General features: G+C 68.6%; 27 protein-coding genes. 16 read left to right on the forward strand and 11 right to left on the reverse strand.

The features are described from left to right. Window positions 1-41: 41 nt before the first annotated feature. Entirely contained in the window at window positions 42-1,832 is a 1,791-nt protein-coding gene (locus tag ASG17_RS07140) for a DUF4153 domain-containing protein (RefSeq protein WP_056101100.1), read from the reverse strand. Between the two features lie 97 nt (window positions 1,833-1,929). Between ASG17_RS07140 and ASG17_RS07145 the strand changes: the two genes are divergently transcribed. The 9 genes from ASG17_RS07145 (at window position 1,930) to ASG17_RS07185 (ending at window position 9,330) form a co-directional block, all read left to right on the forward strand. Next, window positions 1,930-3,732, forward strand: a complete 1,803-nt coding sequence (locus tag ASG17_RS07145; RefSeq protein ID WP_056101102.1) for a M3 family oligoendopeptidase — start codon at window positions 1,930-1,932, stop codon at window positions 3,730-3,732. 56 nt (window positions 3,733-3,788) lie between these two features. Then, a complete protein-coding gene (locus ASG17_RS07150; protein WP_056101105.1) occupies window positions 3,789-4,052 on the forward strand; it encodes an aa3-type cytochrome c oxidase subunit IV in 264 nt (87 codons plus the stop codon). Window positions 4,053-4,131: 79 nt separating this feature from the next. Beyond that, window positions 4,132-5,265, forward strand: a complete 1,134-nt coding sequence (locus tag ASG17_RS07155; protein ID WP_056101108.1) for a Re/Si-specific NAD(P)(+) transhydrogenase subunit alpha — start codon at window positions 4,132-4,134, stop codon at window positions 5,263-5,265. After that, a complete protein-coding gene (locus ASG17_RS07160) occupies window positions 5,265-5,594 on the forward strand; it encodes a proton-translocating transhydrogenase family protein (protein ID WP_056101111.1) in 330 nt (109 codons plus the stop codon). The genes ASG17_RS07155 and ASG17_RS07160 overlap by 1 nt, the downstream gene beginning before the upstream one ends. Next, entirely contained in the window at window positions 5,591-5,872 is a 282-nt protein-coding gene (locus ASG17_RS07165) for a hypothetical protein (RefSeq protein WP_200935038.1), read from the forward strand. The genes ASG17_RS07160 and ASG17_RS07165 overlap by 4 nt, the downstream gene beginning before the upstream one ends. A gap of 25 nt (window positions 5,873-5,897) precedes the next feature. Next, entirely contained in the window at window positions 5,898-7,316 is a 1,419-nt protein-coding gene (locus ASG17_RS07170; RefSeq protein WP_056101113.1) for an NAD(P)(+) transhydrogenase (Re/Si-specific) subunit beta, read from the forward strand. Beyond that, window positions 7,313-7,747, forward strand: coding sequence for a cupin domain-containing protein (locus ASG17_RS07175; RefSeq protein ID WP_056101116.1), 435 nt, complete (start codon window positions 7,313-7,315; stop codon window positions 7,745-7,747). The genes ASG17_RS07170 and ASG17_RS07175 overlap by 4 nt, the downstream gene beginning before the upstream one ends. Next, window positions 7,748-8,152 (forward strand): DUF1801 domain-containing protein, encoded by a 405-nt coding sequence (locus ASG17_RS07180; RefSeq protein ID WP_056101118.1) that lies wholly within the window; start codon window positions 7,748-7,750, stop codon window positions 8,150-8,152. It begins immediately after the preceding gene. 68 nt (window positions 8,153-8,220) lie between these two features. After that, the gene (locus ASG17_RS07185; protein ID WP_056101121.1) at window positions 8,221-9,330 is read left to right on the forward strand and encodes an acyltransferase; all 1,110 of its coding nucleotides are present in this window, start codon (window positions 8,221-8,223) and stop codon (window positions 9,328-9,330) included. Here ASG17_RS07185 and ASG17_RS07190 read toward each other — a convergent pair. The 3 genes from ASG17_RS07190 to purE all read right to left on the reverse strand — a co-directional run bounded on the left by ASG17_RS07190 (window position 9,327) and on the right by purE (window position 11,393). Beyond that, window positions 9,327-9,668 carry a VOC family protein gene (locus ASG17_RS07190; protein ID WP_056101124.1) on the reverse strand — a complete coding sequence of 114 codons (342 nt, stop codon included), beginning with the start codon at window positions 9,666-9,668 and terminating at the stop codon, window positions 9,327-9,329. The genes ASG17_RS07185 and ASG17_RS07190 overlap by 4 nt on opposite strands. A gap of 142 nt (window positions 9,669-9,810) precedes the next feature. Beyond that, window positions 9,811-10,902: a 5-(carboxyamino)imidazole ribonucleotide synthase gene (locus ASG17_RS07195; protein WP_056101127.1), complete on the reverse strand. Its 1,092-nt coding sequence runs from the start codon at window positions 10,900-10,902 to the stop codon at window positions 9,811-9,813. Continuing rightward, the gene (gene purE, locus ASG17_RS07200) at window positions 10,902-11,393 is read right to left on the reverse strand and encodes a 5-(carboxyamino)imidazole ribonucleotide mutase (RefSeq protein WP_056101130.1); all 492 of its coding nucleotides are present in this window, start codon (window positions 11,391-11,393) and stop codon (window positions 10,902-10,904) included. Before purE ends, ASG17_RS07195 begins: the two co-directional genes overlap by 1 nt. A 116-nt stretch (window positions 11,394-11,509) precedes the next feature. Between purE and ASG17_RS07205 the strand changes: the two genes are divergently transcribed. Next, window positions 11,510-12,088, forward strand: a complete 579-nt coding sequence (locus ASG17_RS07205) for a GGDEF domain-containing protein (protein ID WP_056101133.1) — start codon at window positions 11,510-11,512, stop codon at window positions 12,086-12,088. A gap of 32 nt (window positions 12,089-12,120) precedes the next feature. Here ASG17_RS07205 and ASG17_RS07210 read toward each other — a convergent pair whose 3' ends face one another. From ASG17_RS07210 to ASG17_RS07220, 3 genes are read right to left on the reverse strand one after another with little or no spacing between them, the layout of a single operon-like run. Continuing rightward, window positions 12,121-12,345 carry a YdcH family protein gene (locus tag ASG17_RS07210; protein WP_056103233.1) on the reverse strand — a complete coding sequence of 75 codons (225 nt, stop codon included), beginning with the start codon at window positions 12,343-12,345 and terminating at the stop codon, window positions 12,121-12,123. 28 nt (window positions 12,346-12,373) lie between these two features. Continuing rightward, entirely contained in the window at window positions 12,374-12,838 is a 465-nt protein-coding gene (locus ASG17_RS07215) for a TIGR02444 family protein (RefSeq protein ID WP_235560376.1), read from the reverse strand. Next, entirely contained in the window at window positions 12,835-13,440 is a 606-nt protein-coding gene (locus ASG17_RS07220) for a UbiX family flavin prenyltransferase (RefSeq protein WP_056101138.1), read from the reverse strand. Before ASG17_RS07220 ends, ASG17_RS07215 begins: the two co-directional genes overlap by 4 nt. Before the next feature lie 115 nt (window positions 13,441-13,555). On the opposite strand from ASG17_RS07220, the gene ASG17_RS07225 reads away from it, so the two are divergent. Next, window positions 13,556-13,729 carry a YdcH family protein gene (locus ASG17_RS07225; protein ID WP_056101142.1) on the forward strand — a complete coding sequence of 58 codons (174 nt, stop codon included), beginning with the start codon at window positions 13,556-13,558 and terminating at the stop codon, window positions 13,727-13,729. 42 nt (window positions 13,730-13,771) lie between these two features. Here ASG17_RS07225 and ASG17_RS07230 read toward each other — a convergent pair whose 3' ends face one another. Beyond that, the gene (locus ASG17_RS07230) at window positions 13,772-14,434 is read right to left on the reverse strand and encodes a DUF1013 domain-containing protein (protein ID WP_056101146.1); all 663 of its coding nucleotides are present in this window, start codon (window positions 14,432-14,434) and stop codon (window positions 13,772-13,774) included. Window positions 14,435-14,658: 224 nt separating this feature from the next. Here ASG17_RS07230 and ASG17_RS07235 point away from each other — a divergent pair, with 224 nt between their 5' ends. Beyond that, a complete protein-coding gene (locus tag ASG17_RS07235) occupies window positions 14,659-15,363 on the forward strand; it encodes a beta/gamma crystallin-related protein (protein WP_082496147.1) in 705 nt (234 codons plus the stop codon). On the opposite strand, the gene ASG17_RS07240 is transcribed toward ASG17_RS07235, so the two are convergent. Further along, entirely contained in the window at window positions 15,364-16,332 is a 969-nt protein-coding gene (locus ASG17_RS07240; protein ID WP_056101149.1) for an NAD(P)H-quinone oxidoreductase, read from the reverse strand. A gap of 98 nt (window positions 16,333-16,430) precedes the next feature. On the opposite strand from ASG17_RS07240, the gene ASG17_RS07245 reads away from it, so the two are divergent. Further along, complete coding sequence (locus ASG17_RS07245; protein ID WP_056101152.1) at window positions 16,431-16,637, forward strand: DUF1192 domain-containing protein; 207 nt, start codon at window positions 16,431-16,433, stop codon at window positions 16,635-16,637. A 102-nt stretch (window positions 16,638-16,739) separates the two neighbouring features. Beyond that, window positions 16,740-17,261 (forward strand): DUF1465 family protein, encoded by a 522-nt coding sequence (locus tag ASG17_RS07250; protein ID WP_056103239.1) that lies wholly within the window; start codon window positions 16,740-16,742, stop codon window positions 17,259-17,261. 39 nt (window positions 17,262-17,300) lie between these two features. Here ASG17_RS07250 and ASG17_RS07255 read toward each other — a convergent pair whose 3' ends face one another. Together ASG17_RS07255 and rpmE are read right to left on the reverse strand one after the other, a co-directional pair. Next, window positions 17,301-18,884 carry a murein L,D-transpeptidase gene (locus ASG17_RS07255; protein WP_056101155.1) on the reverse strand — a complete coding sequence of 528 codons (1,584 nt, stop codon included), beginning with the start codon at window positions 18,882-18,884 and terminating at the stop codon, window positions 17,301-17,303. Between the two features lie 168 nt (window positions 18,885-19,052). Beyond that, window positions 19,053-19,277, reverse strand: coding sequence for a 50S ribosomal protein L31 (rpmE, locus tag ASG17_RS07260; RefSeq protein WP_056101159.1), 225 nt, complete (start codon window positions 19,275-19,277; stop codon window positions 19,053-19,055). Between the two features lie 131 nt (window positions 19,278-19,408). On the opposite strand from rpmE, the gene ASG17_RS07265 reads away from it, so the two are divergent. After that, on the forward strand, window positions 19,409-21,253 hold the full coding sequence (locus ASG17_RS07265; protein ID WP_056101162.1) for an ABC transporter transmembrane domain-containing protein: 1,845 nt from the start codon (window positions 19,409-19,411) through the stop codon (window positions 21,251-21,253). A 14-nt stretch (window positions 21,254-21,267) separates the two neighbouring features. Continuing rightward, window positions 21,268-21,996, forward strand: coding sequence for a type 1 glutamine amidotransferase (locus ASG17_RS07270; protein ID WP_056101164.1), 729 nt, complete (start codon window positions 21,268-21,270; stop codon window positions 21,994-21,996). Window positions 21,997-22,052 lie beyond the last annotated feature (56 nt).

Here is a 22,052-nt window from a genome sequence, read left to right on the forward strand (position 1 = left end):
CTGAGGTGAAGGTCGGGTTCGGAGGCGTGGTGAGCGGAGGGTTAAGGCGCGACCTCTGGCGGCCGCGCGCAATCGACGTTCTCCATCAGCGGAAGCGCCCGCGAACCGGCGGATATCTGCGGCCAGGGCGCTGGCGTGGTTCTGAGCGCGCCATCCCTCATTGCGGCGCGCGGATCCACTTTGCGGTCGGTCGCGCAAGCCTGGGGGACATATGAGCCTTGGTGCTCCCAGACGGCGTCGGTGGTTTTCGCGAACAAGGCGACGGCCTGGCCGGTGGCCAGCAGCACCTCGACACGACCGTCGCCGTTCAGATCGAGGGTGGTCGCCAGGCATTCCTTGGCCATCTGGCAGTTGTTGCGAGGGTCGGTGTTCGGCACAGGAGTGACGAAGCCGCGTGGCAGCATGACGCCTTCCGGCCACTCGTCGATTATCGGCAGTGATCGAGGCTGCCTCGCCTCGCGTAGTTCGTAGGGTTGTTCGGTCGCCTGAGCTTCCTTGGCGCGGCGGGCGATCTCGGGGTTGGACGAGGCGACCAGACGCTTCAGCGCCGCTTCGCCGGTGCGGCCGCTTTCGAAGCGGAGGAAGGCGTAGTCGAATTTGTCCGGCGCGACCGCGCTCCGCTCCAGCCGGGCCATCTGGTCCTGCACCGACAGGCGGGCCGGATCGGCCAGGGGCGTGAACAGGGCCAGGATGGTCAGGACCGTCAGGACGGCGGCGACGATGTTGGTGCGCTCCAGCGGCTTCATCCAGGGGATCGGCCGAAGGAGGGGTATGAGGGCCGCGAAGCCGTATCCGGCGGCGTATGCGACGCCGACCACCACGCAGGCGGCGGCGATGATCCGGTCGGGCGTCAGGCCGTGCTGGCCGATCCGAAGGCTCAGGCCCCAGATCGAGATGACGATCAGCGGGGTCAGTAGCACCGAGGCGACCCGCACGGCGCCGCGCAGGACGGCGGGCGGGACATTGTCGGGCTGGCCGTCCTGGTAGGCGGTGTTGATCAGGATGACGAGCACGCCCGCCGCCGCCAGCACCAGAGCGGTGGCGCTGCCGGTCTCCCAGAGGCCCTCCATGCCCGTGAAGGGCAAGGCGGCCAGGAAGCCGGCGACCAGCACGGTGATGACCAGCAGCAGCCACGACAGCAGCATCAGGGCGATGGAGCGCACGCCCCGGATCAAGCCGGGCCGCACGTCCGTCAGCTGGACCGCCAGGGCGAAGGCCACGCCCATGACGGGGACGGTGAACCAGGCTTTCTGCAACAGGTCGCCGAGGAAGCTAAGGCCGATGACGTTGAACAGGGCCGCGCCCAGGAACAGCAGGAGCAGGAACGCCAGGGTGAAGCCGATCGACAGGGCCAGCTGGACCCCCGCCATCCAGGCGGTGTCGAAATAGGCGGGGTAGGACGCCAGCAGGGTCCGCTCCCGGTCTGCTGGGGCGATCAGGTGGTGGCTGATGAACAGCGCCGCCGCCGCGAAGGGGAAGAGGGGCGGCGCCAGGAAGGGCGGCGAGGCGCCGTCGGCGATGACCCGACCGGTCACGTCGCTGAGCCCCAGCACCACCAGTATGGCGGCGGCGATCGCGCCCCAGACCAGCAGGGTCATCAATCGCAGGCGCCCGGCGCCGGCCAGAAGCACGGCCGGAAGATAGGCGGCGACCAGGAACAGGGGTGCAAAAAGCAGCGGCTGCGTGGAGGGCCACGCGCGAGGCTCCACGCTGTGGATCAGCCAGGCGAGCACAAGGCCCTGGACCAGGCCGATGAGGATGCGGGCCGTGCCCGTGTCGCGCCAACCGCCTTCGGACAGTCCGCTGCGGCCGTTGGGGTCAGGCGAGGTCATGAGCGTTCCCGGCATTTGGCGTGAGAATGCCCGAGCCGGCGCGTGTGGCAAGGCGGCTCTGGTTGCGCCGGGCGGGCTGCGTCCCCAGAACAGAAGCATGAACGCTCTCGTCAAAAACCCCGCCGCCGAAGCTCCCCTCTGGGATCTGACCGACCTCTACGCCGCGCCGGATTTGGCGGCGGTGTCCGGCGATCTGGAGAAGGCCCGGGCCGGTGTGGCCGAGCTGGGCGCCCTGCAGGGCCGGATGATCGGCGAGCGGGCGGCGCCGCAGGCGCTGGGCGCCGTGCTGGACCATGCGATCCTGCTGTACGAACAGATCAACGAGCGGCTGGGGGCGGTGGGCGCCTACGCATTCTTGTCCGCCTCGACCAAGCGGGACGATCCGAAGGCGCAGGGCTTCGAGGCCGATGTGCGGGCGAAGATCAGCGAGATCGCGACGCCGACCGTCTGGCTGACGCTGGAGATCAATGCGCTGGAGGACGGCGAGGTCGAGGCGGCGCTGGCGGCGCATGCAGGCGCCGCGCGCTGGCGGCCGTGGCTGCGGCGGGTGCGGGCGATGAAGCCGCATGAGCTGTCGCAAGAGCTGGAGACCTTCATCGCCGAGCATGGCCCCATCGCGGCGCAGTGGTCCCGCCTGTTCGACGAGACGCTGGCGGCGCTGCGGGTCGAGGCCGGCAAGGAGCGGCTGACGCTGGCCGAAGGGCTGAACCGGCTGTCGCATCCGAAGCCGGCGGTGCGGAAACAGGCGGCCGAGGGCCTGTCGTCGGCGCTTGCCGAACGCAGCCAGACGCTGGCGCTGGTGCTGAACACGGTGGCGGCCGACAAGGCGATGGAGGATCGGTGGCGCGGCTTCAAGCGGCCGGCCGACGCGCGCCACCTGGCCAATGAGGTCGACGGCGAGGCGGTGGACGCCATGGCCGAGGCGGTGGCCGCCGCCTATCCGCGCCTGTCGCACCGCTACTATGCGCTGAAGGCCAAGGTGCTGGGCAAGGCCAAGCTGGATCAGTGGGATCGCAATGCCCCCATCGAGACGGGCCGGCCGCGCCGGTTCGACTGGCTGGAAGGCCGCGAACTGGTGCTGAGCAGCTTCGGCGATCTGGGCGGGGAGTTCGCGGATCGGGCCGGGCGGTTCTTCGACCAGCCGTGGATCGATGGACAGGCGCGGCCGGGCAAGCAGTCCGGCGCCTATTGCCACCCGGTGACCGCGAACCGGCATCCCTATGTTTTCCTGAACTACATGGGCGAGCGGCGCGACGTGCTGACGCTGGCGCACGAACTGGGCCATGCCGTGCATAACACCCTGGCCGCCGATCAGGGGACGTTGCTGGCCGATACGCCGCTGACGCTGGCGGAGACGGCGTCGATCTTCGCCGAGGGGCTGACGTTCGACCGGCTGCTGACAGCGGCGCCGAAGAAGGAGCGGCTGGGCTTGCTGGCCGGGCGGATTGAGGACGGGCTGAACACCGTCGTGCGCCAGATCGCGTTCCACCGCTTCGAGACCCGCTTCCATGACGAGCGGGTCACGGGCGAGGTGTCGGCCGAACGGATCGGGCAGATCTGGCTGGAGGAGATGGGGGCCAGCCTGGGCCCGGCGGTCGAGCTGAACGCCGGCTACGAGCACTGGTGGAGCTACGTCAGCCACTTCGTCCACTCGCCCTTCTATGTGTACGCCTATGCCTTCGGGGATCTGCTGGTGGCGGCGCTGATGGAGGCGCGGCGGGCCGATCCGGAAGGGTTCACGCCCCTGTATCGCCAGCTTCTGGCCGGGGGCGGGACGCGGACCTACGTCGAGGCGCTGAAGCCTTTCGGCCTGAACCCGCGCGACCCGGCCTTCTGGCGCGCGGGCTGTGGGCGGCTCGAGCGGCTGATCGACGAGTTCGAGGCGGCCTTCGCATCTTGAGCGCAGCGCGCGCCGGGCTATAAGAGCGCGACTCCACCCCCCAGACGGAAGCCGACATGGCCGATCCTCACGCCACCACCGACCATGCCGACCACGACGCCGCTGCGTATCAGCACGGCGAGATGGAGATCACCGAGCAGGCCGCGACCTATTCGGCCTTCATGGTGTTGTCGAAGTGGGGCGCGCTGGCCATCGCCTGCGCCCTTCTGTTCCTGGTGCTGTGGTTCCAGCCGGGCGGCAGCTTCATCGCCGGCCTGGGCGCTGCGGTCGTCCTGGCCGTCGTCGGCTTCTTCGCGCTGAAGTCCAAGCGCGCGCACTGAGCCTGTGCGACAGCGCGTGTTTTGACGCGCGCGCCAAAACGCCTAACGTCGGCCCGGTCCAACGGACGGGGAGATTCGATTGGCCATCGCCATCGCAGCCACGCGCGAGCGCCGTGAAGGCGAGACCCGCTGCGCGGTCACGCCGGAAACCGTCAGGAAACTGATCGCGCTGGGCGCGACGGTCTCGGTCGAGGCCGGGGTCGGCGCCGGCTCGTCCATTCCCGACAACGATTACATCGAGGCCGGCGCGGCCGTGAAGCCGGACACGCGCGCGGTGCTGGAGGGCGCCGATATCCTGCTGAAGGTGCGCGGACCCGCCGGGCCGGAGATCAGCGCACTCAAGCCCGGCGCCATCGTTGTGGCCATGCTGGACGCCCATCGCGAGAAGGACACGGTCGGGGCGCTGAAGGGCGCCGGCGCCACCGCCTTCGCCATGGAGTTCGTGCCCCGGATCACGCGGGCGCAGGTGATGGACGTGCTGTCGTCGCAGGCCAATCTGGCCGGCTATCGCGCCGTGATCGAGGCGGCCAACGCCTATGGCAAGGGCTTCCCGATGATGATGACGGCGGCCGGCACGGTGGCCGCCGCGAAGTGCTTCATCATGGGCGTGGGCGTGGCGGGGCTGCAGGCCATCGCCACGGCGCGGCGGCTGGGGGCGGTGGTCACCGCCACCGACGTGCGCCCGGCCACCAAGGAACAGGTCGAGAGCCTGGGCGCCAAATTCCTGGCCGTCGAGGACGAGGAGTTCAAGAACGCCCAGACGGCCGGCGGCTACGCCAAGCCGATGTCGCCGGAGTATCAGGCCAAACAGGCCGAACTGACCGCGACGCACATCCTGAAGCAGGACATCGTCATCACCACGGCCCTGATCCCCGGTCGCCCGGCGCCCAAGCTGCTGAGCGCCGAGCACGTCGCCTCGATGAAGCCGGGGTCCGTGATCGTCGACCTGGCGGTAGAGGCCGGGGGCAACGTGGAAGGCTCGAAGCTGAACGAGGTCGTGACGACCGCGAACGGCGTCACAATCGTCGGCTGGTCCAATCTGCCGGGCCGGATCGCGGCGGACGCATCTGCCCTGTACGCCCGCAACCTATTCGCCTTCGTCGGCTTGCTGATCAAGGACGGAGCGCTGGCCGTCGATCTGGAGGACGAAATCCTGAAGGCGGCGATCGTCACGCACGGCGGCGCTATCGTGCACGAGGGACTGAAGAGCTGATGGAACACGTCGATCCCACCGTCTTTCGTCTGGCCATCTTCGTGCTGGCGATCTTCGTCGGCTACTACGTCGTCTGGTCGGTGACGCCGGCGCTGCACACGCCGCTGATGGCGGTGACCAACGCCATTTCGTCTGTGATCATCGTCGGCGGTCTGATCGCGGCCGCGGCGGCGTCAAGCGACGGCGGCTGGGTCGCCAAGGCGGCGGGCGTGGCGGCCGTGACCCTGGCCAGCGTCAACATCTTCGGCGGCTTCATGGTCACGCGACGGATGCTGGCCATGTACAAGAAGAAGGAACGGCCCAAGCCAGCAGCCGACGCCAAGGCATGATGCTGGCGGCGCCCGAAATCGCCGTGCTGGGGTCCTGGGCCGCGACCGGCCTGGGGCTGGGGCTGTGGATGTGGGGCTGGGTCGCCGAGCGCCACCCGATCCGCAAGCAGCGTCTGCAGGACAGCGGCATCGTGCTGCTGTTCGCCGGAATCCTGACCCGCGTGGTGACAAAGGATCAGGCGTTCGGCGTCTGGGACTGGTTCCTGCTGTTCGTCAGCCCGCTCTTCATGGCCGCCGCCCTGTGGCGCCTGACGCGCACCGAGACGCCCAAGCCGTGATGATGGCCAAGGGGGAGACTGCCCAATGAACGCATCGATCGCGGCCCTGGCCTATCTGGCGTCGGGGGTGTTGTTCATCCTCAGCCTGCGCGGCCTGTCCAGCCCGGAGACCAGCCGGCAGGGCAACACCTTCGGCATGATCGGCATGGCCATCGCGGTGGGCGTGACCCTGCTGACGCTGTGGGGATCCGGCACGCTGGACCTGATGACGGCCGGCCTGATCGTGGGCGGTGTGGTCGTGGGCGGCGGGGCCGGCGCCCTGATCGCCGGGCGGGTGCAGATGACGCAGATGCCGCAGCTGGTCGCCGCCTTCCACAGCCTGGTCGGCCTGGCCGCCTGCCTGGTGGCCGTGGGCGCCGTCTACGCGCCGGGCGCGTTCGGCATCGCGGACGGCGCCGGCGGCATCAAAGTCCAGTCGATCATCGAACTGGCGCTGGGCGTCGCCATCGGCGCCATCACCTTCACCGGCTCGGTGATCGCCTTCGCCAAGCTGAACGGCAACATGAGCGGTGCGCCGATCCTCCTGCCGGCGCGCCACCTGATCAATATCGGTCTGGCGCTGGCGCTGGTGCTGCTGATCGGCATTCTGGTCGGGTCGGGCGGAACGGCGACCTGGGCCTTCTGGGGCGTGTTCGCGCTCAGCCTGGTCCTCGGCGCGACCCTGATCATCCCCATCGGCGGGGCGGACATGCCGGTCGTGGTGTCCATGCTGAACAGCTATTCCGGCTGGGCCGCGGCGGCGCTGGGCTTCACACTTGAGAATGTGGCCCTGATCATCACCGGGGCGCTGGTCGGCTCGTCCGGCGCGATCCTCAGCTACATCATGTGCAAGGCGATGAACCGCAGCTTCATCTCCGTGATCCTGGGCGGCTTCGGCGGCGACGCTGCGGCGGCGGGCGGCGGCGGGACGGTCGAGACGCGGCCGGTCAAGCAGGGCTCGGCCGAGGACGCGGCCTTCATCATGAAGAACGCCTCCAAGGTCATCATCGTCCCCGGCTACGGCATGGCGGTGGCCCAAGCCCAGCACGCGTTGCGGGAGATGGCCGACAAGCTGAAGGAAGAGGGCGTGGAGGTGAAATACGCCATCCATCCCGTCGCCGGCCGCATGCCCGGCCACATGAACGTGCTGCTGGCCGAGGCCAACGTTCCCTATGACGAGGTGTTCGAGCTGGAGGACATCAACGCCGAGTTCGCCGCCTGCGACGTCGCCTTCGTCATCGGCGCCAACGACGTCACCAACCCCGCCGCCAAGACCGACCCGCAGTCGCCCATCTACGGCATGCCGGTGCTGGACGTGGAAAAGGCCGGCACGGTGCTGTTCATCAAGCGCGGCATGGCGGCGGGCTATGCCGGGGTCGAGAACGAGCTGTTCTTCCGCGACAACACCATGATGCTGTTCGCCGACGCCAAGAAGATGGTCGAGGGGATCGTGAAGGGGCTGTGAGCGACCGTCTCACTGCCGCCGAAGTCATCCGCGTTCTCGAGCTCAAGCCTCACCCCGAGGGCGGCCACTACCGTGAGACGTTCCGCGATCCGCGCGAGGTGGATGGGCGGTCGGTCGGGACGGCGATCTACTATCTGCTGACGGCGGATGAGCGATCGCACTGGCATCATGTGGACGCGGCCGAGCTCTGGCATTTCTACGACGGAGCGCCGCTGGAGCTGGAGATCGCCGATGCGGCGGGGCGGCGATGCGTGATGCTGGGGCCGGACCTTAAAACGGGGCAGAGACCGCAGGCGGTGGTGCCGACGGGCGCCTGGCAGGCGGCGCGGAGTCTGGGGGACTGGACGCTGGTAGGATGCACCGTGGCGCCGGGGTTCGACTTCGCCGGCTTCGCGATGGCGCCCGCCGGATGGTCGCCGAAGGACAGCTAGATGGCCGAACCCAAGACCCGCCCGACCGACGCCTCGGTTGAGGACTTCCTCGCCGCCGTCGAACCGGCCGGACGGCGAATGGATGCGCAGACGGTGTGCGCGGTGATGGGCGAGGTTTCGGGTTTGAAACCCGTGATGTGGGGGCCGTCGATCGTGGGGTTCGGCGCGACGATGATGTCAGGCAACGACTGGCCCGAGATCGCCTTCTCGCCGCGCAAGGCGAACCTGGTGCTCTATCTCGGCGACTTCGAGGGCCGAGAGTCGGCGGTGGCCAAGTTTGCCAAGGCCACGGCCAGCGTTGGCTGCGTCTACCTGACTCGCCTGTCGCCCGACGACGGTCTGGTGCTGCGCGAGGCGTGCGAGAAGGCGCTGGCGGCGACGCGGGCGGGCAAGCTCGACGGCTAGCGCCCCTTTTCACAGCCGCGTGATGCGCCCCGTATCCGGATTGAAATGAACGCGCTAAGGCGTCGCGCATGACGGTCGCGACGCATCGGTTTCAGGCGCTGGACAGCCTTCGGGGCTTGTGCGCGCTGATGGTGGTTCTGTTCCACCTGCCGATCGCCAGCCATTTCCGGCATTGGGGCGTGGTCCAGCACGGCTATCTGTTCGTGGACTTCTTTTTTGTGCTGTCAGGCTTCGTCATGGCGCACAGCTATGGCGGGCGGATCGCCACAATCGGCGATGCCCTGCGCTTCTTCGGGCGGCGGTGGGGGCGGGTGTGGCCGCTGCACGTCGTGATCCTGCTTGCCTTTGTGGCGATCGAACTGACGCGGGTCTGGCTGGACTTCGACACGGTGACGCCGTTCACGCGCGACCGCATCCCTGAGGCCATCGTCAGCAACCTGTTCCTTGTCCAGGCCTTGGGCCTGCACGACAGCCTGACGTGGAACGGGCCGGCGTGGTCGATCTCGGTGGAGCTGGCGGCCTATGCGGTGTTCGCCGCCATCCTGCTGTTCGCGCCGAAGCGGTTCGGATGGATCGCGGCGGCCATCGCCGTTGTAGGGGCGGTGGTCGTGGTCAGCCTCGCGCCGCGCTGGATGAACACCACCTACAATTACGGCCTGGCGCGGGCCCTGTGCGGCTTCTTCATCGGGACGCTGACATACCGCGCGTGGAAGGCCTGGCCGGCACCTCATGCGCCGTGGATCCAGGGCGCGGCGGCGCTGGCGGCGTTGATCTTCGTCGGCTTCGTGACCGGACCGGCGACGGTGCTGGCGCCGGCGGTGTTCGCACTGTCGGTCTGGGCGTTCGCGCAGGAGAAAGGGCCTGTGACGCGCGCGCTGAAGATCAGGCCGCTGCTGGCGCTGGGGACGTGGTCCTATTCGATCTACATGAACCACATGCTGGTGATCATCCTGATGATGATATGGGCGCGCAAGCAGGACGGGCTGATCGACGGGCGCGCGATCGACCTGGGCTCGGTTTGGCTGAATGATCTGGCCGCGATCGGTGTTCTGGCGACCATCGTGGGGCTGTCGGCCCTGACGTTCCGCTTCATCGAGACGCCGGGACGCCGGGCGTTCAACCGTTGGATCGACCGCTTCCCCCCGCGCGGACGCGTCGAGACCTTGGCGGTGGTCTAGGTCTCCGACCAGACCGCCAGTTCGGTGCCGTCGGGGTCCTTGAAATGAAAGCGTCGGCCGCCGGGGAATGTGAAGATCGGCCGGACGATCAGCCCGCCGGCCGCCTCGACCGACTTCAGCATGGCCTCGAGGTCGTGGGCGTAGAGGACAGGCAGGGGCGCGCGGGGACGCTCGGCCGGATCGGCGTCGAAGCCGCCGTCCAGACCTTGGTTGAAGGCAGCGTAGGTCGGGCCGTAGTCGACGAAGGTCCAGCCGAATGCGTCGCCGTAGAAACGCTTGGACGCCTCGGTCGCGCCGGAGGGCAGCTCCAGATAGTCCAGCTTTCCGTCCTCGCGCATGCATCCCTCCGTCGTGCGTCCACGCAACGCTTGCACAGGGCGCCGGATCGCGCAAACCTGCGACTGGTTCGCATTTGCGAGGTTGGTGATGATTGTGCTGTGTTCGGCCGCCTGTCTGCTGGCGGCCCTACGTCAAAACGCGTCAGTCGGCGACGGGCGGCAGGATGCGGTTGACGTGCGCCATCTTGCGGCCCCGCCGTGCTTCAACCTTGCCGTAGAGATGCAGGCGCGTGTCGGCGCGCCCCGCCAGTCGCGACCACCGGTCGACCTCTGATCCCAGCAGGTTCGTCATTTCGATTCGGGCGTGAGCAGCGGTGGGGCCCAGCGGCCAACCGGCGATGGCGCGAACGTGCTGTTCGAACTGGTCGCAGACGCAGCCGTCCTGGGTCCAGTGGCCGGTGTTGTGGACGCGCGGGGCGATCTCATTGACCAGCAGGCGGTCGCCCAGGTCGAACAGCTCGACACCCAGGACGCCGACGTAGTCCAGGCCGTCCAGGATGGCGCGGGCGATGCGCTTGGCCCGGCGCTGGGTTGCGGCGTCGGTGACGGCGGGGGCGACGGTGGTGCGCAGGATCCCGCCCGCATGGGTGTTCTCGCCCAGCGGATAGACGGCGACCTTTCCGTCCCACCCACGCGCGCAGATGACCGACAACTCGCGTTGGAATGGGGCGCGGGCTTCCAGGATGGCGGGACGCTCGCCGATGGCGGCGAAGGCGTGCGCGGCCTCGGACGCCTTGCGGACCCAGACCTGGCCCTTGCCGTCATAGCCGTCGCGGCGGGTCTTCAGCAGGGCGGGGGCGCCCAGACGCTCCAAGCCGGCGACGATGTCGCCCGCGCTCTCGACAGCGACGAAATCGACCGTTCGGGCGCCGACGGCGTTGAGGAAGGTCTTCTCGTCGACACGGTCCTGGGCGATGGCCAGGGCTGTCGGGCCGGGCGCCACCAGCGCGCCGCCGGCGGCCAGAGCCTCGACGGCGGCGGCGGGCACGTTCTCGAACTCGAAGGTGACGACGTCGCAGACGCGGCCCATGACATTCAGCGCCGTCGGGTCGTCATAGGCGGCGACGATCTGGCCACGTGAGACACGTCCGGCCGGGCTGTTCTCCTCAGGATCGAGGACGACGACGTCGAAGCCGAGGCGCGATGCGGCCTGGCTGATCATGCGACCCAGCTGGCCGCCGCCCATGACGCCGATGGTGGCGCCTGGCTGAAGGGGCAGGCGCTCGTCCGCCATCAGTCCTCGACCGTGTCGGAGACGGCGTCGGTCTGCGCCTGGCGGTAGGCGTCCAGCCGCTCGGCGACGCCAGTATCGCTCAAGGCCAGGATCTGGGCGGCCAGGATGCCGGCGTTCTTGGCCCCGGCCTCGCCGATGGCGACGGTGGCGACCGGCACGCCGCCGGGCATCTGGACAATCGACAGAAGGCTGTCGAGGCCGCTGAGGGCCTTGGACTGGACCGGCACGCCGATCACCGGCAGCGGCGTCATGGATGCGGCCATGCCCGGCAGGTGCGCTGCGCCGCCTGCGCCCGCGATGACGACCTTGAAGCCCTTCGTCTTGGCCGAGGCGGCGAATTCGTAGAGGCGGGCGGGCGTGCGGTGGGCGCTGACGACCTGGGCGGACCAGGCCACGCCCAAGGCGTCGAGGGCCTCGGCGGCCAGTTTCATGGTCGGCCAGTCGGATCGACTGCCCATGATGATCGCCACTGGCGGCGTAGACGTCGCCATGTCGGCTCCCCCGTCGAAAGCGGCCGGTTACAGCAGGCGCGTTGCGCCCGCAACCAACGGCGTTAGCATCAGGCAAATCAGAGTCGCTCATCCCCGCTGCCGGAGACCCCAACGCCGTGAGCCTTTCGGCCGATCCAGAGCTGCGGGCCCCGGCGTTGCTGGCCGAGATCGAGCGCCTGCGCGCCGAGGTCGAGACCCTGCGCGCGCGCGCCGAGGCGGCGGAGGCGGCGGCCGATCACGACGTGCTGACGCCGGCGTTGAACCGCCGCGGCTTCGTCGCCGTGATGACGCGGACGATGGCCTATTGCGATCGCTACAAGGCGCCGGCCAGCCTGCTGTACCTAGACCTGGACGGGTTCAAGGCGGTCAACGACGGCCTTGGGCATGCGGCCGGGGACGCCGCACTGGTCCATGTCGCCCGGCTGCTGCTCGACAATGTGCGCGCCGCCGATGCGGTCGGCCGTCTGGGAGGTGACGAGTTCGCGTTGCTGTTGCAGAACGCCGGGCCGGATGAGGGGCGCGAAAAGGCGCGGCGGCTGACTGAGGCGCTGAAGGCCGAGCCCTTCGAATGGCAGGGTCAGCCGACCTCGCTGGCCGGCTCGTTCGGCGTCAGGGGCTATGTCGGCCAGACGGATCCCGAGGCCTGGCTGGCGGAGGCGGACGCGGCGATGTGGGTGCGAAAGCGGGGCCGCTAGCGTCGCTGTCCGCCCAAGCGGCGGTGCGATGATCAGGCGATGATGTCCGGCAGGATGCGGCCCTCGATCTTCACGATTTCGTCCTTGAGGGTCAGCTTCTTGCGTTTCAGGCGCGCGATCATCAGCTGATCCGGGATCGGCATGTGGCCCAGGGCTTCGATCGAGGCATCCAGGTCGGCGTGCTCCATGCGCAATGCGGTCAGCCGCTGTTGCAGGGCGCGGTCCTGATCTTCGGCGTGGGGATCGTCGTCATTCATGGGCGTATCGACCATAGCTCAGCCGGAATCAGGCCGGAAGACGCTGGGCCAGCGAAACCAGCGTCGGGCGCGGTGTCGTTTCGCCCCACAGCCGGGCGGCGCGGACCATCAGGGCGACGCTGTCGGTGGCCGGACCCGGCGTGGGCGCAGCCTCCGTGGCCAGGGCGTCCAGAAGGGCGCGCTCGGCGGCCAGTTCAACACCCTTGATGCGGTCACGCACGGACAGACGCGGTTCGTCCGCCATGTCAGGCACGGGTTTCTTCAGCGTGCGCCTGACCGCGCGCAGAGGCGACAGTGTTGCGGTCTCCCAGGCGCGAGCGATGTCGACGGCCGCCTCGACTGTCTCGTCATCGACGTAGCCTCTCCCGGCGGCCCACGCCGCCCAGAGGGTCAGGCAGACCTGCTGACCGTGGCGCTCCTGAAGCTCCAGGCACAGGCGCGCCGTCTCCTCGTCGCGGTAGGCGGCGATGGCCCAATCCCACAGAGCGGTCACGATGGCTGCAATCCGCTCCAGCGCTTCACCGGCCGCCAGTCCAGGCCGAACAGGTCCAGCGCCCGACCGACCGATTGGTCGATGATTTCCTCGACCGATCCCGGGCGAGCGTAAAGCGCGGGCAGGGGCGGGGCGATGACGGCGCCCATCTCCGCCAGGGCGGTCATGGTGCGCAGGTGGCCCAGGTGCAGCGGCGTCTCCCGCACCATCAGCACCAGCGGGCGCCTCTCCTTCAGCGTAACGTCGGCGGCTCGGGTCAGCAGGGACGAGGTCACGCCGGTGGCGATCTCGCTCATCGTGCGAACCGAGCAGGGCGCGACGATCATCCCGCGCGTGCGGAAGGATCCGGAGGCGATGGTGGCGCCCACATCGGCCAGCTTGTGAACCACCGAAGCCTTGGCCGAGAGCTGGTCGGGTGTGAAATCCGTCTCCTGCGACAATGTGAGCAGGGCGGCCTTTGTCACGACGAGGTGGGTCTCAAGCCCCAGCTCGCTGAGCGCCTCAAGTGCGCGCACGCCATAGGCCACGCCGGAAGCGCCTGAAATCCCGACGATGATGCGGTTATCGGAAATGGATACGGCTCCGTTCACATCTTCGGCCATTTTGGGCGTCAGCCTCTCGGGGTTCGGACGATCGGATGCGTCACGCGCTTGTGATTATTCAGCCGATCCATCCGGGCGTCTGACTACTGATCCCACAGCCATGGAGGCGCAAGCCATGACCATCGATGCTCGTATCCGCGAACTGGGAAATCGCCATCGTCAGCTCGACGAGGCCATTCAGCGGGAGACTGGCAGGCCCAGTGTGGATTCACTTCAGGTCAGGGAACTGAAGCAGCGCAAGTTGCGGCTGAAGGAGCAGATCAACAGCCTCGAGGCCGGCGCACGCTAGACAGGACAACGGCCCCGGATCGCTCCGGGGCCGTTTTCACTTTCAGCGGTTGCCGAAGACCGATGCCGCCGTGGGCTCGGCGCCCGGGCGGACCGGTTCGTCCGGCACGAACTCGGGCTCGACCGCTTCCGGCTCGATCGGCTGGAGGGCAGGGCCGCCGCGCTTGGCGTCGTCCTTGGCCTTCTTCTCGGCCGCCTTCTTGACGATCTCGTCCAGCTCCAGCTGACCGACCAGGCCCAGGGTCACCGGATCGACCGGCTTGATGTTGGCCGCGTTCCAGTGGGTCCGGCTGCGCACGCCCTCGATGGTGGACTTGGTGGTGCCCAGCAGCTTGGCGATCTGGGCGTCGGTGACTTCCGGGTGGTTGCGGACGAACCAGGCGATGGCGTCCGGGCGATCCTGGCGGCGCGACACCGGGGTGTATTTGGGGCCGCCCTTGGTGGTCTTCAGCAGTTCGGCATGGCGGCTGACGACGGCCTTCATGCGGTAGCTGTCGTTGGTCTGGGCCTTGTCCAGCTCTTCGCGGGTCAGCTGGCCGTTGACCAGCGGATCGGCGCCGCGAATGTCGCGCGCTACGTCGCCGTCAGCGATGCCGCGCACTTCCAGCGGATGCAGGCCGCAGAAATCGGCGATCTGCTCGAAGGTCAGCGAGGTGTTGTCGACCAGCCAGACCGCGGTGGCCTTGGGCATCAGGATGTCGGTCATCGGCTTCTGTTCCGGTTCATGAGCCACGCCCTCAGGCAGGCTCTGGATACGACGGCGCCCGGCCTTTCGACCGGGCGCTGAATGAAACCGATATAGGGCCAATCGGATCAAAAGAAAACGCTGTCCGACAGTCTCATACAGCCAAGGTTCATCCACGCGCCTGCACCCTGCATCTCGTCGGCGCCGTTCGGCGTTTCACGATCAGGTGGAGGAGGGAAACCCCAATGATGATGTCCAGTCTCGCTGCGGCCGCTCTTATGGCGTCCGCCCAGTTGTCGGCGCCCGCGCCGGGCCAATCCGGCGGCCCGCAACGCGTTGCCCCCCGCGGCGGCTACGCCCAGACCTGTTCGGGCGCCTATGTGAATCAGGGTCGCCTGTACGCCGACTGCCGCGACCGTCGCGGCGAGATCCGCGGGACGTCGATCCAGCTGAACCAATGCGGCGACTACGAAATCCAGAACACTGACGGGCGCCTGACCTGCGGGCGGTTCCAGGGGGATTACGAAGGCGGTCGTCCTGGCAACGGCCAAGGACACGGCGGGGGATGGGGCAATGGGCCCGGCAACGGCGGCGGCTGGAACCCCGGCAACGGCAACGGGCCGGGCCGTCCGGGCGGCGGCTGGGGTAACGGAGGCTGGGGCAATGGTGGCTGGGGCAACGGCGGCAGGGGTCGCGACCGGATCGTCGTGTACCGCGACAGCCAGTTCCGGGGCGAATCGCGCGAACTGCGCGGCGAGGTCGCCGACCTGAACCGAGAGGGCTTCAACGACGCCATCAGCTCGATGCGCTTCGTCGGAACCTGGGAGGCGTGCACGGACGCCTACTTCCGCGGCTACTGCCAGACGTTCACAGACAGCGTGTCGAACCTGGCTTCCTACGGGGTCAACGACCGCATCTCGTCGATCCGCCCGGTGCGCCGCGGCTGGTAGTCAGACCGTAAGCACCACCTTGCCGACATGGTCCGCCTCCATCCAGCGATGGGCGGAGGCGGCCTCGGCCAAGGGGAAGACGGCGCCGACCGGCGGCCGCACGGCGCCTGATGCGATCCACGGCCATGCGACGCGCTCGACCTCGGCGATCAGCCGCGCCTTCTCGTCCGCCGATCGCGGCCGCAGCGTCGAACCGGTCAGGACGATGCGCTTGACCATCAGACGGCCCAGGTCGACCTCGGCCCTGGGGCCCGATTGCACGGCGATGACGACCCATCGGCCGCCGTCCTTGAGCGCCGCCTGATTGATGGCGGCGTACGCGCTTCCCACCATGTCCAGCACGACGTCGGCGCCGCCCCCGGTCCGAATGGCCTCGGCCAGATCAGCGGCATTGGCGTCCAGACTGACGTCCGCGCCCAGGCCACGGGCGGCCTCGGCCTTGTCCGCGCCGCGCGATGTGGCGATCACGCGCGCGCCGGCCGCTCGCGCCATCTGGATGGCGGTGACGCCGATGCCGCTTGTGGCGCCGTGAACCAACAAGGTCTCGCCGGCCTTAAGCGACCCGGCCTCGAACACATTGGCGAAGACGGTACAGACCGTCTCAGGCAGAGCCGCAGCCTGAACCCAGTCGATGCCGCCCGGGATGGGCAGGGCGTGCCGGGCGTCGACCACGACGGACTCCGCGTAACCGCCGCCGCCCAGCAGGGCGCAGACCCGGTCCCCGGTGCGCCAGCGCGCGACGCCGTCGCCCACAGCATCGATCTCGCCCGCCGCTTCCAGCCCGAGCGTGGCCGGCGCGCCGGGCGGCGGCGGATATCGCCCCTCGCGCTGCAGGACATCAGGCCGGTTCACACCGGCGGCGCGGACGCGGATGCGGATCTGCCCCGGTCCCGGCGTGGGGTCGGGGGCGTCGGTCAGAATCAGAGCCTCTGCCGGGCCTGAACCGCCCTGGATGTCGATGGTGCGCATGGACGGCTCCGGTGGTTGGGTATGCGTGCGGCTTGCAATCGCTGTGCGAGAGGCGTTGTCATAGGGGTTCGCGCCGACCGACGCCAAGGAGGCCAAGGATGACGTTCGAAGATCTGGAACCCCGGCCCAGCCGTGGGGGCTTGCTGACCACCCTCTCGCTGGAGGATCTGGAGGTCTATGCCGTCGATGAGCTGGAAGAGCGCATCGAGGCGCTGGAAGGCGAGATCGCGCGCACCCGCGCCGCCGTCGAGGCCAAGCGGTCCAAGAAGAACGCGGCTGACGCCCTGTTCAATTTCCGAACATGATCCGGCGCTTGGCCCGTTCGACTGGCACGGCTGTTGCACGCGCTTGCCATGCGGCGCCGAACCGGGCCGCGTTCGTAACGGACCTGCGTCGTCTTGATGGCCATGACTGAGATGCTTCTCGCCGACGATCCCGCCGCCGGCGGCCGCCCGCGCCACGTCGTGGTGCAGGATTTCGCGCGCTCCGAACTGTTCGACCGCATCTTCAAAGAGGGCATGGAGCTGGTCGAGGAGACCGCTTCGTACCTCGACGGCGACGGCCGCCGCGAATCGCGCCTGCTGTCGCGCTCCGCCGCGCTGGCCTATGCGGCCGAGAGCATGAAGCTGACCACGCGGCTGATGCAGATCGCGTCCTGGCTGCTGGTGCAGCGCGCCGTCCGTGAGGGCGACATGACCCCGCAGACGGCTTGCGAGCCGCGCTATCGCCTCACCGAGCGCAAGCCCGAGATCGAGCCGACGCATGGCGACCTGCCGATCGCCCTGATCGAGTATCTGGTTCGCGCGGAGAAGCTGCACGACCGCACGATCTATCTCGATCGCCGCATGTACCTGGATGCACCGGCCGAGGAGCCGGAGAACCCCGTGCTGAGCCAGATGGGCCGGTTGGAAGCGGCGTTCCGGGTTTAGAACGGCAGACCCTCTTCCAGAGGGAGAGGGTGAAGACCCCTACGGCCCGACGTCGTTGGCGTCGGTGCGGCCGTCATTGACCGCACGCGGCAGGCTGACGGCGATGCCCAGCGCCTGGGCCAGTTTGGCGTCGCGCTGATAGACATCCTCGCGGAACGCCACGCGGCCCTGACCATCCACGAACGCGGTCCAGTAGAGCAGGCGCACCGTGATCTCCCGCCCGGTCTGGATCCGCTGGGTGTTGCGGGTGACCTGGGCGTCGTCGAATTCGGCCAGTTTCGTCGGGTCGGGCGACAGCAGGATGCGGGCGAATTCGACCGCGTTCTGGACGCGAACGCAGCCGTGCGACCGCTGCCGCATCGACAGGTTGAAGGCCGCCTTGGACGGGGTGTCGTGCAGGAAGATGGCGTAGCTGTCCCGCAGCTCGAACTTCACATAGCCCAGAGCCGCCGTGGGACCGGCGCGCTGAATGACCGTGCCGTTCGAGATGTACATGTTCTGGCTGGCCAGATAGCCGGGGCCCTTGGGCAGGATCTCGTTGCGAGCGATGCCGGCCGGGACGTACCAGGGCGGATTGGCCACGACCGAGGCGAACTGCTTCTCAAGGCTGGGCGTCTGGTTGGTCGGCGAGCCGCATACCACGCGGTTGGAGTGAACCGGGCGGCCGTCCTTCCAGTAGACCATGATGGCGGCGGCGGTGTTCACCTCGATCCGCTCGGGCGCAAGCTCGCGCTTCAGCCAGCGACGACGCTCCAGGTTCAGGGCGATCTGGCGAGCGCGGTCCTGGGTCGAGGCCGACAGGGACTGCTGGGTCCCGGCCCCGATGCGGCCGTCGGCGCCCAGGCCGTGGCGCGCCTGGAAGCTCTGCACCGCGGCCTGCAGTTCGGGGCCATAGACCAAGCCCTGAGCCGTCAGACGGGCGCCGTCGGCGGCGCTCAGGTCCCCCTCGGCGACCAGGCGCTGGATCAGGATCGGGATGCGGTTGTCGCTCGCGCCCGGCTCGATCGAGGCGCCGATGCGGAAAGCGGGCCAGCCGCCCTGCTGGATCAGGCGGCGATAGCGCACGTAGCCGGCCGACAGGTTGGAATAACCGATATCCGTCGGGGCCAGCCCCTCGAACCAGTCGACCAGCACGTCGCGCGTGAGGGCGTCGTTCAGGCCGGCGGCCAGATCGACGCGGTTCTTCTGCATCTCCCACAGGTCTTCGACGGTCTCGGGACGCACACGGCCCTCGGCCAGGACGCGGCCGTATCCCAGCGCGGCGGCCGTGGTGCGCATCTCGCGTGACGCCGGATCGGCGGCCAGGCCGACGAAGTCGAAGAAGTCCGACGAGGCCAGGCCATGGCGCTCGGCGCGGCCGGCGGCCTCCTGCAACTTGGCCATCGGGCCGGCTGACCAGACCGGACGCCAGCCGTTCAGCTCATAAAAGGCGCGGACGTCTGACTGGATGGTCGCGGGCAGGCGCGCCAACTGGTCATTGAAGCCGTTGTAGAAGGCGACAGCCTCGGGACTGCGAACCGAAGCCGGCGGCTGACCTTGCACAGCCTGAGCGGCGGCGCGGCCGGCTGCAGCGACAGCCAGGGCCGTGGAGGCGGCGCCCAGGGCGAGTTCCCGTCGGTTCATCGTCAAAGCTCTGCCGTAACTGCAAGGGTGGCGGTTCGCCCACGGCCTTAACGAACCAGCGCGATCTTATCGACCTCGCGCGCAAACAAAAAGCGCCGGCCCAAGGACCGGCGCCGATTGTGTCGCATCCGCCGCAGGCCCGAATACAGGCTGGGCGTGTTGCGGGGTCTACTTCTTGATGAAGCCGGCGAACTTGTTGTTGAAGCGCGAGACGCGGCCGCCGCGGTCCAGCATCTGCTGGTTGCCGCCGGTCCAGGCCGGGTGGGTCGACGGATCGATGTCGAGGTTCAGCGTGTCGCCTTCCTTCCCGTAGGTCGAACGGGTCTGGTAGGTGCTGCCATCGGTCATCACCACGGTGATGAAATGGTAGTCGGGGTGGGTTTCCGCCTTCATGATCGTCTCGGCCTCTGGCGCGATGACGATGCCGACCGTCGTTGCGCATAAAAAGAGAAACCCGCCGATGAGCCCGGCGGGAAAGGCGCGGCGTTTACACCGGGGCCGGTTCCGGGGCAAGAGGCGCGGACATGACCGACGCTTCCGCCTCTCCCGCCGCCGCCGATCCCAGAGGGCGGCCCGGCGCCGGCGCCCAACTCGCCGAACGAATGGAGGAAGCGGCCGGCAAGCGGGCCAAGACGCGCGACATCCGGCCGTTGATGCGGCTTTGGCCCTATCTGGTTCGGCATCGGGTCGATGCGCTGATCGCCGGCTTCTGGTTGATCATGTCCACTGTGGCGTCGCTCAGCCTGACGGCGGCGGCGCGAGGGGCGATCGACGGGGGCTTTCAGGACCGGGGCGCCCAGATCGACATCTGGTTCCTGGTGCTCGGCGCCAACGCGCTATTCCTAGGGGCCGCGACGGCGGTTCGCTATCTGTATGTCACCAAGACGGGCGAGCGAATCATCGCCGATCTGCGAAAGGGTCTGTTCGAGCGGATCCTGACGCTGGACCCCGCCTTCTTCTTCAAGATGCGGACAGGCGAGGTTTTGTCGCGCCTGACCACGGACATCCAGCTGGTCGAGACGCTGCTGACGACTTCGGTGTCCTATGCGCTGCGCAACTTTTTCATGCTGCTGGGCGGGGTGGTCATGCTGTTCGTGGTCAGCCCCAAGCTGACCGGTTTCGTGCTGCTGGTCGTGCCGCTGCTGCTGGGGCCTTTGTTCCTGTTCGGACGAAAGGTGCGCAGCCTGACCGTGAAGACCCAGGACCAGTTCGCTGGGGCCGTCGGCTTTGCGGGCGAAAGCGTTGATGCGCTGGAGACGGTCCAGGCCTTCGGGCGTGAAGCCGACAGCGCCGCGCGATTCGGAAAGTCGGTCGAGGAGGCGTTCGGCGTCTCGCTGGTTCGTATCCGCGCGCGCGCCCTGATGACCGCCATGATCATCGTGGTCATGTTCGGCGGCGTGACCCTGGTGTTGTGGCTGGGCGCGCAGGACGTTATCGCCGGGACGATGAGCCCGGGGGCCTTGCTTCAGTTCGTGCTGCTGTCGGTCTTCGCGGCGGGCGCCGTGGGCGCCCTGGGCGAAAGTTGGGGCGACGTGCAGAAGGCCGCTGGCGCCATGGAGCGGATCGACGAACTGATGCGCAGCCAGCCCGCGATCGCGCCGCCGGCGGCCCCGCGCGTCCTGCCCCCGCCGCTGGGCGAGGTGTCGATGTCGGCCATCGACTTCGCCTATCCGGGTCGCCCGGACCTGCCGGCGCTGCGCGGCTTTAGCCTGACGGTACGGCCAGGCGAGACCGTGGCCCTGGTCGGGCCCTCGGGGGCGGGCAAGTCGACCGTTTTCCGCCTGCTGCTGCGCTTCTACGATCCGCAGGGCGGGGTGGTGTCGGTGGACGGCGTCGATGTGCGCGAGGTCGATCCGGTGGCCGTGCGCGGTCGCTTCGCCTGGGTGTCGCAGGAGGCGCCGCTGTTCTCGGGCTCGGCCTTGGAGAATATCCGCTTCGGGCGCGAGGCCGCGACCGAGGACGAGGCGCGCGCAGTGGCGGCGCGCGCGCAGGCCCTGGCGTTCGTCGACGCCCTGCCGGAGGGGTTCGCGACACCGCTGGGCGAACGCGGCAAGAGCCTGTCGGGCGGTCAGCGTCAGCGGCTGGCCATCGCCCGGGCGTTGGTCCGCGAGGCGCCGATCCTGTTGCTTGACGAGGCGACCAGCGCGCTGGACGCCGAAAACGAGCGGCTGGTGCAGGTTGCGCTGGATCAGGCGATGGAAGAGCGCACGACGATTGTCATCGCCCACCGCCTGGCGACCGTGCTGCGGGCCGACCGCATCGTGGTGATGGAGGAGGGGCGCGTGGTCGAGGAAGGCACGCACCACGACCTGATCGCGCGCGGCGGCCTCTATGCGCGCCTGGCCGAATTGCAGTTCCGGTCGGAGTGACCGATCCTCGCGTCATGAAGCCGATCGCCATCCTGGAGACGGGCCAGCCGCCCGAAGCGCTGGCCGACCGGTACGACGATTACCCGGCGCGGTTTCGGGCGCTGCTGGGCGACGATGCGGCGACCGTGCGGTTCGACGTGCAGGCGGGCAAGCTGCCAGAGGACCCGGGTGCGTTTCAGGGCGCCATCGTCACCGGCTCCGCGGCGGGGGTCTGTGACGACCTGCCTTGGATTCCGCCGCTTATGGATTGGCTGAGGGCGGCGCGCGGCAAGACGCGGCTGGTCGGCATCTGCTTCGGCCATCAGGCGATGGCGCAGGCGTTCGGCGGCGTGGTCGAGAAGTCGGACAAGGGATGGGGCGTCGGCCTGCATCGCTATGACGTCACCGGGATCGAGAGCTGGATGCACCCGCGTGCGGGCTCTATCGGCATCCCCGTGTCGCATCAGGACCAGGTGACGGCCCCGCCGCCCGACGCGCGGGTCATCGCGGCCAGCGATTTCACGCCCTATGCCGGACTGGCGTGGGACGATGCGATCTCGTTCCAGTGCCACCCGGAGTTCCAGCCGGCTTATGCTGCGGCGCTGATCGAACTGCGGCGGGGCGAGCGGATCGATCCCGAGACCGCCGACAAGGCGCTGGCGACCCTGTACCGGGGCGACGACCGCGCCATCCTGACAGCCTGGATACGCGCGTTCCTGCTGCTGACCCCGCCGCCCGTCGAAGAGGCCGGCAGCGGCATATGACCGGAAACCGACGCTAAAGGTTATTCAACCAGTCGCGCCCTAAGGATGCTCCGTGT

Origin of the sequence: Brevundimonas sp. Leaf363 (assembly GCF_001424025.1) — a bacterium.
Lineage (GTDB): Bacteria > Pseudomonadota > Alphaproteobacteria > Caulobacterales > Caulobacteraceae > Brevundimonas.